Raw genomic sequence first — 13,634 nt, 5'->3', positions numbered from 1 at the left:
AATTTGATGACCATTCTGACAATTTCCACAAAACTGATTGAAGGCCAGAAGCCCGGCACCTCCGGCCTGCGCAAAAAGACCCAGGTGTTCATGGGTCCGCACTACCTTGAGAATTATCTTCAGGCGACATGGGAAGGCATCGGCGGCGTGGTCGGCAAGACGCTGGTCCTTGGTGGTGACGGGCGGTACTTCAACGACCGCGCCGCCCAGGTGATGCTGCGCATGGCCGCCGCGTCGGGCGCGAAAAAGGTCATCGTCGGCCAGAACGCCCTGCTGTCCACCCCCGCCGCATCGAACCTGATCCGCAAGCGCCGCGCCGATGGCGGCATCATCCTGTCTGCCAGCCACAATCCCGGCGGCGCGGATGGTGATTTCGGTGTGAAATACAACGTCGCCAACGGCGGCCCGGCCCCCGAAGGTGTCACGGAAAAGATCTTTGCCGCCACCAGGACGATCACCGAATACAAGATCGCCGAGACGCAGGATATCGACCTTGGCACCATCGGCACCTCGCAATTGCTTGGCATGGAAATCGAAGTCGTGGACCCGGTCAGCGACTATCAGGAATTGATGGAACAGCTGTTTGACTTCCCGGCGATCAAGGCGCTTTTCGCCAGTGGTTTCCGCGTCAGTTTCGACGCGATGCACGCGATCACCGGGCCCTATGCCACGGCTATCCTTGAAAACACCCTGGGCGCTGCGCCGGGCAGCGTGGTCAACGCAATCCCCCTGCCCGACTTTGGCGAAGGCCACCCAGACCCTAACCCGATCTGGGCCAAGGAGCTGATGGATACCATGTTCGCCGACGACGCCCCCGATTTCGGCGCGGCCTCGGACGGGGACGGTGACCGCAACATGATCGTCGGGCGCGGCATCTACGTCACCCCGTCGGATTCGCTCGCCGCCATCGCCGCGAATGCAACCCATGTGAAGGCCTATGCCAGTGGTCTCAAGGGCGTCGCGCGCTCGATGCCGACCAGCCGCGCGCTGGACCGTGTGGCCGAAAGCCTTGGCATCGATTGCTATGAAACCCCCACCGGTTGGAAATTCTTTGGCAACCTGCTCGACGCCGGCCGCGCCACCATCTGTGGCGAGGAAAGCGCCGGCACAGGGTCCGACCACGTGCGCGAAAAGGATGGCCTCTGGGCGGTCCTGTTCTGGATCAACGTGCTGGCCGTGCGCAAGATTTCCGTCGCCGACCTCATGGCCGAGCACTGGAAGACCTTCGGGCGCAACTACTATTCCCGGCATGATTACGAGGCAGTCGACAGCGCCGCCGCCCAAAAATTGGTCGATGATCTGCGCGTCCGCCTGCCCGATCTTCCCGGTACTGACATTGCCGGGCTGACGGTTGAGGCTGCGGATGAATTCGCCTACGACGATCCGGTCGACGGCTCGCGCAGCGAAGGTCAGGGCCTGCGCTTTACCTTTGACGGCGGCGGGCGGATCGTTCTGCGCCTGTCTGGCACCGGCACCGAAGGCGCCACGCTGCGGGTCTACCTCGAACGGGTCGAAACGGACCCCGCAAAGATGCACGACGACCCGCAAGAGGCGCTGGCCAGCATCATCGCCGCCGCCGAGGCGCTTGCCGGGATCAAGGACCGGACCGGGCGCAATGCCCCCGACGTGATAACCTGAACCAAGCCTGAAGGAGCGGCCATGCCCCTCAACGACCGCATTTCCTTTGATGAACAGGCCGCGCAGGCCCGCGCCGAGGCCTGCCACCAGACCCTGATGACTGCCGAAACCCGTTTCGACGCGGAACAGCAGATCGCGCGACAGCTGGGCGGACAGATCGACGGCGACATCGCCTATTTCGGTTTCTGGGTGCCGGAACTTGCCGAAAACCGCGTGCCCACGGGCGATGTTTTCCTTGAGGTTCTGGCACCCACAGTGCCGCTTGATCTGACCGTCGCGCATCAGGATGTCGCTTTCGAACGCAGCCTGCTCCCGGTGATCCGCCTGGACGAACACTGCTTTACTGCCGTGCGGGGCATGATCGCGGGCAAACGCCGTCAGATCGGTGATTTCTACGCCCTCACATGGCGCGACAGTGACGGCACCTGGCACCGTATCCTTGACCCGCTGGCCATGTCCCTGCCCTTTGGCGTCATGGCCCCGGCCGAACTGTACGACATCGACGCCCTGCAGGCCGGGCGCACCGACACCGGCTATTTCGAAAACCTGAAGGGCGGTAAACCGCACAAATTCGGCCCGCCCTCGAACATCCTGCAAATCCATGTGCCCTCGGCCACGGCGGGCGGCACCATCGCCTCGCTCACCCGGCAGTTCGAACGTCTGGCCAGCCGCGTATCACACGACCTGCCGCTGGAACCCGCCGACCAGCTGTTCATGGGCTACGATTCCGTGCAGCTGCTTCCGGTCGAACCCACAACCGTCTACGAAACCGGCCCCGCCTTCTGGCAGGAAACCGATGATACCGAAACCGGCGTCACAGTCTCGCTTTACCGCCCCGACACCACGAACTGGGGCTATGACATCGTGATTTCCGGCATGGCCGCCGTGAACCCCGTGCTGCTGGAAACCGGTCGCCCGGATGAGCTGGTCGATTTCGCCAGTGTCCTGCACAATTTCCCCGGCAAGCCCAAGAAACTGGTATTCGACGTGGTCTATGGCCATTCCGACAATCAGGGGCTGAACGCATTGAACCCGCATTTCTTTGCCGGGCCGAACATGTACGGCCAGAACCTTGACTATCAGAACCCCGCCGTGCGCGCGATCCTGCTGGAAATGCAGCGCCGCAAGGCGAATTTCGGCGCCGATGGCGTGCGTGTCGACGGCGCGCAGGATTTCAAATTCTGGGACCCCAGCGCGCAGGTCATGGTGCATGACGACGATTACCTGCAAAGCATGGCCGACATCGTGCAGGACGTCGCCGGTACGCAGTACCGTCCCTGGTTCATTTTTGAGGATGGCCGCCCCTGGCCGGACGAAGATTGGGAACTCAGCTCGACCTACCGATCAGTGATCGAAAAGCAGCGCGACGATGATGTGTTCCAGTGGGGACCTCTGACATTCGCCCACAACACGCCGTTCCTTTATACCTTCTGGCTCAGCAAATACTGGCGCATCCGCGAATGCCTGTCGGTCGGGTCGAACTGGATTTCGGGCACGTCGAACCACGATACCTTGCGCCGGGGCACGCAGGTGTCACCGGAAATGAACATCAATACCGGCCTCGGCCACAGCCGGATGGAGATCCTCGACAAGGCCTATGACAACCCCGCTGTCCACACCCTGACCTATGCTGCCCTGCCGGGCGTACCGATGGATTTCCTCAACGCCATGGCCCGCAGTTCCTGGGGCTTCATCCGCAATCAGGATGACAAATACGGCGTCAAGGTCGTGGCCGAAGAGGCGATCAGCCTCAAGTGGCAGGTGGACGAATACAGCTATTCGATCCCGTCCAACTTCCGCCGCCTCAAGGAACTGGGCTATGAAACCCGCGCCGACCTTGCCCGGTTCTGCGAATTCCTGCCCGCACTGGTCGAGGTGACGGGATACGATCTTGAGGATATCGCCCGCCTGCTGAACGCCACCGATCCCAAACTGGCCGGCCCGCACTACACCGTCGCCACGCTGAAACAGGTGGCGCGGGCGTGGATGGATGACATGCACGATTACTGCAACATCTCGCATTCGCTGCCCGGGCTGGACCCGGTGCAGTCGGCCTATACTCTGGCCCTGCGCAATTTCCGTGCGGCCCGGCCATGGCTGCGTGACAATTACGGCCCCCGGGATCGCTTCGGCTATGTGGAACCGCTGAACGGACGGACCCTGTTCACCTCACTGCGCCACGGCCCGGACGGCGAACAGGTCTACAGCGTCCTCCACATGGAGGGCAAACCCACCCCCGATATCGACCCTCTGCTATTGGGCGTTCCCGGCACCGAAGGCTTTGGCTGGCACTGCGCCCTGCGCTCACCGGGTATTGGCCCCGATTACCTCAGCGGCCCGATCGTGCTGCGGGATTCAATGGCGCTGGTGTTCACGCGCAAGGGGTGAATGCCTGTCCCGTCAGAGCGCCGACAATGTCGCATTCTGTGAACAAGCGGCGGTTCCGTTCGGCGCTTTGACAGGCTACAATCATGGCCGAGGCAGAAAACAGGAGAAACCGATGCGCAAAGCAATCTTTGCCGCGATGGCAACACTTATGCTTGGGGCGTGCACGGGCTCTGAACCTGCAACCGGCGCATCGCTTGGCCGGTTCGAAGTGATCGGCGTCGAAGACGACGACATGCTGAAAATGCGCGCAGGCCCCGGAACAGGCTACATCGTGATCGTAGGCCTGCCCAATGGCACTGTCCTGTGGGTTCAAAGCTGCCAGCAGACCGGCGGCACCCGCTGGTGCAAAGTCTATCTGGATCGGGCGCGCGGGCTCAAAGGGTATGTTTCCTGGGCCTATCTGCGCGAAATGTAGCGGCGTTCCGCCCCCCTGCGGATCAGACCGGAACGCGCAACACCCCGGCCACCGGCAACGCGCCCACGGGCGTATCCACCGGATGCGGATTGTGGTTGAACCAGAACCGCTCCGTCCCGGTGTCACGGATGCGCACCCCTTCGGGCAGCTCCTGCACGGCGATCCCCGCCAACGCACATAGCTCTGACAACAGCAGCCTCAACGCCTCGCCGTCGCCCCAGCCACCCATGTAGGTCACCTTGCCTGCGCGCATCGCCACGGCATCACCACTGGCAGTGCGCAGCACAACCTCCGCCCCGCCTTCCAACTCCTCCAGCCAGCCTGTGACTGCCCCGCCGCCAGCCAGCGGCACCGGCATGTCCGCCCGCAGGCTTTGCAGCCGCGAAACCGTCACATCCAGCCCATTCCACGCCGGGGGCAGCGGCACCGGCATACGGAATTCCCCGTCCCGTGCGGCAGTGCGCGGCCCGATCAGAACCTGCGCCCCGCTGGCACTCAGCGCCGCCTTCAGATCGTCCGGCACCACCATCAGCCCCGGCGCCAGCACCAGCCCGTAGCCCGCAAAATCCCGCACGCTCGGCGGCAGGATATCCACCGACAGCCCCAGTCGGCGCAGTGCGCGGTAATGCTGCAGCACCAGATCGAAATAACACAGCCCCGCCCCATGCGGCTGAATCTGCCACATCCATTCGGCACCGTAGTCAAAGATCAGACCGACACGCGCCTGCCTCTGCGCCACGTCGGGTGCATCGGCCAGTTCTGCCGCCACCATCGCCGCCTCGTGAAACGCCTGCGCCTCGGCTCCGTCCGGGCGCAGCATGCCGGTGTGCATCTGCTCTTGCGCGAAAGGTGCCTGACGCCAGCGGAAATAACACACCGCCTCGGCCCCGTGGGCAAAGGCCTCCCATGTCCAGAGCCGCACCATACCGGGCAGCGGTGCGGGGTTATGCGGCGCCCAGTTCACCGGGCCGGGTTGCTGTTCCATCACCCACCAACGGCCACGCCCTGCCCCATGCGCCCCCTGCGCCGCGCCAACCGCACGGTATAGATCGTGATGAAAGGCCTGAAAATCGGGATCCCCCTGCCGCGCAAAATGGCGCTGCTGTTCAGGCGTGGCGCCGACGCGATCCTCCAGAAACCCCAGCGGATAGCTGTCCCATGTGGCTATATCCAGATCAGCGCCAAGATCGAAGTGATCGAAATCCGTGACCCGCCCCATGTAATTATGGCTGACGGGTGCGGCAGAATGCTGACGGATGATGTCAACCTGCGCGCGGTTGAACGCCACCACCTGATCGGATGAAAACCGCCGGAAGGCCAGCACATGCGCCGGGTTCGGTTCGGTCACGGTCAGGTTGGGCAGGTCGATCTCATCGAAATCCGCATAATCCATCGACCAGAACACATTGCCCCAGGCCGCATTCAGCGCACCGATATCTCCATCGTTGCCATTCCCGGGATAGGCCATCCGCAGCCAGCCGCGAAAGGCCGCGCGCGCCGCCTCGGAATAGCTGATCACCGTGTCATGGCAGCCGTATTCATTGTCGGTCTGCCAGGCCGCAACATGCGGGTTCGCGCCATAGCGTTGCGCCAAAAGCGTGGTAATGCGGCGACATTCCTCAAGGTATCCGGCATGGGAAAAGCAATAGTGCCGCCGTGATCCAAACCCGCGCAGGCGACCCTGATCATCGACGGCCAGCATGTCGGGATGACGCGTCAGCATCCAGCGCGGCGGCGTCGCGGTCGGCGTTCCCAGCACCACACGCAGGCCCGCCGCCCCCAGCACCGCGATCGCCTCGTCCAGCCAACCGAAGTGCAGATCGCCGGGCGTTGGCTCCAACCGCCCCCAGGCGAATTCCCCGATGCGCACCCAGGTCAGGCCAAGCGCGGCCATGCGCGCCGCATCCTCTTCCCATTGCTCACGGGGCCAATGCTCGGGGTAATAGCAGGTCCCAAGCGTTCGTTTCAGGATGCTCACAGCAGCACCCGGTTTGCCGCCTGCCCCTTGTATCCCGTCGCCACGGAAAAGGTGACACCGCCCAGCGGATCATTGTCCGCCGCGCCATAGGCCGCCGAGGTCACGAACAGCGTGGTCAGATCCGCGCCGCCAAAGGCCGGACATGTGGTCTGCGCCGCCGCCACGCCAAGTGCGGTCATGAACTGCCCCTCGGGCGAATAGCAGGCCACGCGCCCCGCGCCGTACTGGGCATTCCACAGATTGCCCTGCCCGTCACAGACAGCACCGTCCGGGCGCAGGCCCTCGCTGCTCAAATCCAGCCAGTCCTCAGGTTCGGACGCGGGCCAGCCGTCATCATCCAGCGTCACCCGCCGGATGATGCCCGTGGGCGTATCGGCGAAATAGGCATAGGCGCCACCGGGCGCAAAGCAGATCGCATTCGAGATGGTGATATCGGGGTAAAGCAGCCGCAGCTCGCCCTTGTAGAAGCGGTAGATCGCCCCGGCCTGATGTTCGGCCCCCTTGCCCATGGTGCCGATCCAGAAACCACCCCAGGGGTCGGCGCGGCCATCGTTGGACCGCGTGACGTCATTGTCAGCCTCCAGCGGGCAAACCGTCACCTCGGCCGCCGTTTCGGTGTCAAAGGTGAACAGATCCTTCTCGGACGCGATCAGCAGCCTGGTGTCGTCGATCCAGCCTGCGGCCGAACACATGCGGTCAAAATCCCAATGCTTCTCGCCCCGGCTGTCGCGGGCATAAAGCCGTTTGCCCAAGATATCGAACCAATAAAGCGTCTGCGTCTCCGGATGCCAGAGCGCGCCTTCGCCCAGCTGGCAAACGGTGTCACTGTAGATCAGATGGCTCATTTCGGCGCTCCTTCATCATAGGCGGCCACCATATCACGCGCACGCGCCGCGATGTCAGCAGCTGACCGCCCCGGTGCATACAGCGCCGTTCCAATCCCGAACCCGGTGGCCCCCGCCGCGAACCACTCGGCAAAGTTGGCCGCAGCCACGCCGCCCACGGCATAGGTCCTGGTCCCCTTCGGCAGCACCGCGCCGATGGCCTTCAACCCCGCGGGCCCGATCAGCGAACCGGGGAACAGCTTGATCCCATCCGCGCCGGTGCGCAGGGCGGTGAACGCCTCGGTCGGTGTCATGATGCCCGGATAGGACAGCAGCCCGGCCTTTTTCGTCGCCATGATGACACGCTGATTGCAATCAGGCGAGACGATCATATGCGCGCCGATCTGTGCCAGACGCAGCACCTCTTCGGGGGCCAGAACCGTGCCCGCGCCAATGGTCGCCTGCGTACCGAACCCATCCAGCATCGCCTTGATGCTGACGAACGGCTCGGGCGAATTCAGCGGTACCTCGATCTTGGTGATCCCCGCCGCGATCAGCGCCTCGGTGACGGCGGCGGCCTCGGGCGGGGTGATGCCGCGCAGGATGGCGATGATTTCACGGCTCATTTGGTATCCTTCGTTGCCTGGGCCGCCTTCAGCCCTTCCAGCGTCATGCGTTCTGCATCGGCCAGCGTCACCGGCACCGACTGCGCCATCAGCGCGGCGCGGTATGGTGCGGCAACCGAAGTCGCCCCCAGCAGCGCAACCTGCTGCCCCAGCCAATAGGGTTTCGCCGCCGCCAGTTCGGCGCCGATCAGCATCCCCGACAGACGCGCCCGCGCAGTTGCCCCGTCCAGATCGTGCAACAGCGCCCCGGCCCGCAGCCCAAACAGATCCGCCGCCAGCCGTTCGGGCCGCGACATGACCGTGTCCACCGCCTCGGCAAAGGCCCCTTCGTCCCAGCCCGACGCCGCCACCGAATGGCGCAGCACGGACTGCCCCGACAGCAGCGCAAACAATTCGCCGGTCATGAAGGTGCGGAAACTCACGATTTCCCCGGCCGAGATATGCGCCCATTTCGAATGCGTCCCCGGCAGGCAGATGATCCCGTCGTATCCTGGGTTCAGCGACAGGAAACCGGCGATCTGCGTCTCTTCTCCGCGCATCACATCCGCCGGATGCTCTTGCTTGACCCCCGGCAGGATGCGCACCCGCAGGCGCGGATCCGATGTGCCAACCAGCCGTGCCTGCGCGGCCGCTGGCGGCGTGCAGGGCACCGTGGCATAGGGCGCTTCGGCCCAGCCCTGCCGCGATCCGGCCATGCCGCAGATCATCACCGGCGTGCTTTGCCCCTCTGGCAGCACATCGCCCACCAGCTTCAGCAGCGCCGGTTCAAACCCGTCCTGCGCCAGCGTTCCCATGCCGTCCGCGCTGGCGCGGCGCTCGATCACGCCACCTGCGCCGTCCATCAACCAGACCCGCAGATGCGAAGTACCCCAGTCGGCAGCAATCCATGTCACAGCAGTTGTCATCCCGTCACCACCACGCCGCCATCAACGGCCATAAGTTGCCCGGTCATCATCCGGCTGGCTGACGAGGCCAGAAACAGCACTGCCGCCACGATATCTTCAGGCATGATTTCCTCCTTGAGGCATTGGCGTTCCAGATGCGCGGCCAGCGCCTCGGGCGTGACCCACATCTCGCGCTGCTTGTCCGTCATCACCCAGCCGGGCGCAATCGCGTTGACGCGGATACGATCCGGCCCGAATTCCCGCGCCAGCGACCGGGTCATCGCCGTGATGCCGCCATTGGCGGTCGTATAGGCCGGATACCCCGCGTTCCCCATCATATAGCTGATCGACGAAAAGTTCACGATCGCCCCCTGCCCGGCGGCCTGCATCCCCGGGATCACCGCCTGCGCGGCAAAGAAATATGCCTTGAGGTTGATCGCCTGCGATTTGTCCCAGAACGCCTCATCCACCTCAAGGGTCGTGTGACGCCGGTCATTGGCGGCATTGTTCACCAGCACGGTGATCGGCCCATGCGCCTCTGCCACCTGCGCGATAGCAGCGCGCAGGGCCTCCACATCGGTGATATCACAGGGCACGAACAGCGGCGCGCTATCGTATTTCGCCGCCATCTCCGCGACAAAATCCGTGGCACCCGATCGCTGCACAAAACCGACCTTAGCCCCCTGTGCCAGAAACCCCTCGGTCAGCGCCGCACCAATGCCCGATCCGCCGCCGGTGATGAACACCGAAGCGCCTTTGAGGTCGTGAAAGCTCGGCATACTCATCAGCGGCCCCCCCGCGTAACAAAGCCAGTCACCTGTCCCACCAGAAAATCAGCCCCCATGCCCTTGTCCAGCTTGCCATTCCGGTTGGCGCTGCGCGGTTTGTCAGTCATGCTCTTTTGCCTTCAACGACCCACATGGTTTGCGGGAAACACCACGGCAGGGTCAGACCGTGCTGCATAAGGTACGCCCCCGAAAGCGTCACATCCGCCGACTTGAGCAGCGGCACCCCCCGGGACAGGCCAACAGCCTCGGCCCGGTTCACCAATGTGATGTCATACCGCGCATCCCGCTCCAACCCCGTCAGGCGCAGGGGGCGCGGCACGATCTGATCGGATGCACCCATCTGCGCGGCAAAGACCACGAACCGCGCCGCGTCGCGCGCCAGCTGCATCTCGGCCAGCACCGCCGGGTCAGTGCTATCCAGCCGCAGGATATCCGCCGCCATCCGCCAGTCGCGGTTGTCCTTCCACCACTGCGTGACCTGCTGCAACACGCCTGCCTCCTCGGTCGTCAGCTCGCGCGGGTCCATCTCGAACCCCATCTGCCGCTGCGCCGCAACCCATGCACGGAACCGGATGTCGATCACCCGACCCGAGGTATGGCACCGTCGCGGCCCCACATGGCTGCCTGTCACGGCGGCAGGCAGAAACAGCGCCGCGTCATGCTGGATGCGCGCCCGTTCCAGCGCATCGTTGCTGTCTGACAACCAGATCCGCGAACAGCGCTGCATGATACCGAAATCAATCCGCCCGCCGCCCGATGCGCAGCTTTCAATCTCGACCGCCGGGAAATCGGCGCGCAGCCGGTCCATCAGCGCATAGGTTCCGCGCGCCTGTCGCGCATCCGGCATCGGCAAAACGCGGTTATGATCCCACTTGATATAATCGATCGGATAGCGCCCCAGCACTGCCGCGATACGCGCATACAGATAGTCCCGCACCTCGGACCGGCTCATATCCAGCACCCGCTGCTGCCGCCCCTCGATCTGATCCTCAGGCCCCAGAACCCAGTCGGGATGCGCCCGTGCCAGATCGCTTTTCAGGTTCACCATCTCCGGTTCGAACCACAGGCCAAAGCTCATGCCCAGCGCCGTCAGATGCTCGATGAACGGCGCAAAGCCATCCGGCCATTTTCGCGGATCAATCCCCCAATCGCCCAGACTGGTCGTGTCATCATCGCGCCGCCCGAACCAGCCATCATCCAGCACGAACCGCTCGGCCCCCAGATCCGCCGCGCGGCTGGCAATATCCTTCAACGTTTCAAGGTTGTGATCGAAATACACCGCTTCCCAGCAGTTGTAGTGCACGCGACGCGGCGCATCCGGCATGGGCCATGTCACCACGCGGTCGCGCAGATGCCGCTGAAACGCCGTGCCGACCCCACTCAACCCGCTGTCCGAAACGGTCAGGAACAGCACAGCAGTTTCGAACCTCTGCGCAGGCTCCAACTCGGTCCCTTGCGCATGACCAAATTGCACCTGCCGCCGCCCGTCCGGCAGCTCTTCGGCCAGCATCCTGTGCCCGCCGGACCAGCCATAATGCAACCCGTGCACCCTGCCCGCCGTATTCGTGGCCCCCGCCCCGGTCAGCAGAAGGCCCGGAAAATGCGCATGATCCGTGCGCCCCAGACGGCTTTCACGCAGATGCACCCCCGGTCGCCAACCCACCTTGTTCAACCGGAATTCCCCGATCCAGCGACCCGAAACATCCACCATCCCGCCATCTTGCGGCGCGGGCAGCACCGGTGCCGCAAGCCAATCCAGCCGCACATGCTGATCCGCCATCAGCTCGGCCCAGGCCCGGATCACATGACTGTCGCGGCAGGGTTCGAAATGCGCGCCATAGCGCAGCCCCAGCCCCGCATCGCGATGCCACAGCGTCAGCCGCCCCGCCGCCACCTCGGCACGTTCAAACACCAGCCGCGTGCTCAGCAATGCCCCCTGCGCACTGCGCAACACCAGCCCCGGTTGCCCCGGAAAACTGCGCCCCGCCTCGGGGCACAGGCTCAGCGGCGGCAGGGCGTCGATCATGCCGCCGGTCACATCCTGCACCGCCATCGCGGCCAGCGCCTTCAGATCCTCATCCGCGGGCAGCGCAAGCCCCCAATAGACCACCTCGGCCATCTCGCCCGCCCGCGCACTCAGCACCAGGGTCTGACGCCCGTCATCCAACCGCCAGACCTGCATCACTTGACGGCACCCAGCGTCAGACCGGCGATGAAATGCTTCTGCATCAGAAAGAACATCGCCACCGGCGGCAGTGCGGCCACGATGCTGCCGGCTGACATCAGATGATAGGCCGCCCGGTACTGCGCGTTGAACGATGTGATCCCGGCAGTGACCGGCTGGCTTTCGACACCCTGTGTCAGCACCACGGCCCAGAAATAATCGTTCCAGATAAAGGTAAAGATCAGCACCGCCAGCGCCGCGATGGCGGGTTTCATCAGCGGCAGCACAACGAACCAGAAGATCCGCCATTCCGCCACGCCCTCGACCCGCGCCGCTTCGATCAACTCGAACGGCAGCGCACGAATGAAATTGCGCATGAACAGCGTGCAGAAGCCGGTCTGAAAGGCGACATGAAACAGCACCAGCCCCAGCTTGGTATTATACAGCCCCAGACCCAACGTCAGATCCCGCACCGGCACCATCAAAATCTGGAACGGCACGAAATTGCCCGCAACGAACATGAAGAAGATCCACAGATTGCTGCGGAACCGGTAAATCCCCAGCGCAAAGCCCGTCATGCACGACAACGCGACCGCGCCGATCACCGTCGGCACTGTGATCAGGATCGAATTCATCAGGTAGCGCGGCATGTCGCTCTCAAAGAACACCTTGGCGTAATTCTCAAACCCCGCAAAGCGGGACGGAACACCCCAGTAATTGCCCGCGGTGAAATCAACATCCGGTTTCATGGAAAACACCGCCACCGCAATCAGCGGCAAGAGCCAGGCAATCAGAGCCACAGGCAACAATCCCTGATACCCCAGCTGCCAGCCACGCGAAGATTTTTCTATCGGCGTCGGAAACATCTCTCAGCCCTCACAACAGGTCGCACAGTCGCATTTTTGCCTATCTTTAAAGAGTGAAAGCACAAGCGACCTGCCCTTCTTCTCGTTTCGAATACGCACTTTTCGGGGCTGAAACAGGCTCACCTCGGTCTCTCCTGGCGATACATCGACCACAGGAAGTAGGCGATAAAGACCAGCATGATGAGGAACAGCACCACGGCAATCGCCGCGCCGTACCCCATGCGGAATCCATATTCCGACAGCGCCTTTTCGAACATGTAGAACGACAGCACCCGGCTCGATCCGAACGGCCCGCCGTTGGTCATGATCGAGATGAGGTCAAACGAGCGCAGCGCGCCGATGATCGTCACCACAAAGGCGATAAAGGTCGCCGGCCGCAGCTGCGGCAGGATCACGTACCACAGCATCCGCCAGCCCTTGGCCCCGTCCAGCCGCGCCGCTTCGACCTGTTCGGGATCAACGGCGTTCAGCCCGGTAAGATAAAGGATCATGCAATAGGCCGTTTGCGGCCAAAGCCCCGCGACGATAATGCCATAGGTCACCAGCGCCGGATCGCCCAGCACGTTGATCGGGCCCAGCCCGACCCAGCCCAGCATCACGTTCAGCAGCCCGAAGGTGGGGTCATAAAACCAGCTGAACACCAGCCCCACCACAACCTGACTGATCACGAAGGGAAAGAAGAACAGCGATTTGTATAGCCGGATGCCCCGCACCGTCTGGTTCAGGAACAGCGCGATGAACAGCCCCCCCGGGATCGCCAGAAGGTACAGCACCAGCCATTTGACATTGTTCCACAGCGACACCTCAAAGGCGCGGTCACTGCCCAGATCACGGTAGTTCTTCAGCCCGACAAACTCCGGCGTGCCCAGCCCGTCCCATTTGTACAGCGACAGGTTGAAGCTCTGGAACACCGGAAAGATCACGTAGAACAGAAAGAACAGCAGCCCCGGCGCTAGGAAAAGCCACGGCGCGATGGCCTGCGCATTGCGTCTGCGCGGGCGCGTGTCCGGGGCGGTTGGCAGCGCGGCGTTGGTCATGGGATGGCTCCTGTGGCGGCCAGTGT

11 protein-coding genes are annotated in these 13,634 nt (G+C 63.5%); 3 read left to right on the top strand and 8 right to left on the bottom strand.

The window, feature by feature from the left end; genetic code table 11:
* Positions 1-6 precede the first annotated feature (6 nt).
* The 3 genes from CHB75_RS01990 to CHB75_RS01980 all read left to right on the top strand — a co-directional run bounded on the left by CHB75_RS01990 (position 7) and on the right by CHB75_RS01980 (position 4,441).
* Positions 7-1,638 carry an alpha-D-glucose phosphate-specific phosphoglucomutase gene (locus CHB75_RS01990; protein ID WP_089268829.1) on the top strand — a complete coding sequence of 544 codons (1,632 nt, stop codon included), beginning with the start codon at positions 7-9 and terminating at the stop codon, positions 1,636-1,638.
* Between the two features lie 21 nt (positions 1,639-1,659).
* On the top strand, positions 1,660-4,026 hold the full coding sequence (gene gghA / locus CHB75_RS01985) for a glucosylglycerol hydrolase (protein WP_089268828.1): 2,367 nt from the start codon (positions 1,660-1,662) through the stop codon (positions 4,024-4,026).
* A 112-nt stretch (positions 4,027-4,138) separates the two neighbouring features.
* Positions 4,139-4,441, top strand: coding sequence for an SH3 domain-containing protein (locus tag CHB75_RS01980; protein WP_089268827.1), 303 nt, complete (start codon positions 4,139-4,141; stop codon positions 4,439-4,441).
* Positions 4,442-4,463: 22 nt separating this feature from the next.
* On the opposite strand, the gene CHB75_RS01975 is transcribed toward CHB75_RS01980, so the two are convergent.
* The 8 genes from CHB75_RS01975 to CHB75_RS01940 all read right to left on the bottom strand — a co-directional run bounded on the left by CHB75_RS01975 (position 4,464) and on the right by CHB75_RS01940 (position 13,608).
* Entirely contained in the window at positions 4,464-6,410 is a 1,947-nt protein-coding gene (locus CHB75_RS01975) for a beta-galactosidase (protein WP_089268983.1), read from the bottom strand.
* 5 nt (positions 6,411-6,415) lie between these two features.
* Entirely contained in the window at positions 6,416-7,264 is an 849-nt protein-coding gene (locus tag CHB75_RS01970) for an SMP-30/gluconolactonase/LRE family protein (protein ID WP_089268826.1), read from the bottom strand.
* Complete coding sequence (locus CHB75_RS01965; RefSeq protein WP_089268825.1) at positions 7,261-7,869, bottom strand: 2-dehydro-3-deoxy-6-phosphogalactonate aldolase; 609 nt, start codon at positions 7,867-7,869, stop codon at positions 7,261-7,263. Before CHB75_RS01965 ends, CHB75_RS01970 begins: the two co-directional genes overlap by 4 nt.
* Positions 7,866-8,774 carry a 2-dehydro-3-deoxygalactonokinase gene (locus CHB75_RS01960; protein ID WP_089268824.1) on the bottom strand — a complete coding sequence of 303 codons (909 nt, stop codon included), beginning with the start codon at positions 8,772-8,774 and terminating at the stop codon, positions 7,866-7,868. Before CHB75_RS01960 ends, CHB75_RS01965 begins: the two co-directional genes overlap by 4 nt.
* Complete coding sequence (locus CHB75_RS01955; protein WP_089268823.1) at positions 8,771-9,538, bottom strand: SDR family NAD(P)-dependent oxidoreductase; 768 nt, start codon at positions 9,536-9,538, stop codon at positions 8,771-8,773. The genes CHB75_RS01960 and CHB75_RS01955 overlap by 4 nt, the downstream gene beginning before the upstream one ends.
* Before the next feature lie 106 nt (positions 9,539-9,644).
* Positions 9,645-11,723 carry an alpha-galactosidase gene (locus CHB75_RS01950; RefSeq protein ID WP_425439481.1) on the bottom strand — a complete coding sequence of 693 codons (2,079 nt, stop codon included), beginning with the start codon at positions 11,721-11,723 and terminating at the stop codon, positions 9,645-9,647.
* Positions 11,723-12,571 carry a carbohydrate ABC transporter permease gene (locus CHB75_RS01945; protein WP_089268821.1) on the bottom strand — a complete coding sequence of 283 codons (849 nt, stop codon included), beginning with the start codon at positions 12,569-12,571 and terminating at the stop codon, positions 11,723-11,725. Before CHB75_RS01945 ends, CHB75_RS01950 begins: the two co-directional genes overlap by 1 nt.
* A 119-nt stretch (positions 12,572-12,690) precedes the next feature.
* Entirely contained in the window at positions 12,691-13,608 is a 918-nt protein-coding gene (locus CHB75_RS01940) for a carbohydrate ABC transporter permease (RefSeq protein ID WP_089268820.1), read from the bottom strand.
* Between the last annotated feature and the right edge of the window lie 26 nt (positions 13,609-13,634).

Origin of the sequence: Puniceibacterium sediminis (genome assembly GCF_900188035.1) — a bacterium.
Classification (GTDB): Bacteria; Pseudomonadota; Alphaproteobacteria; order Rhodobacterales; family Rhodobacteraceae; genus Puniceibacterium; species Puniceibacterium sediminis.
The sequence above is the reverse complement of the archived record's forward strand: the minus strand, read 5'-3'. Positions and strand labels throughout refer to the sequence as shown.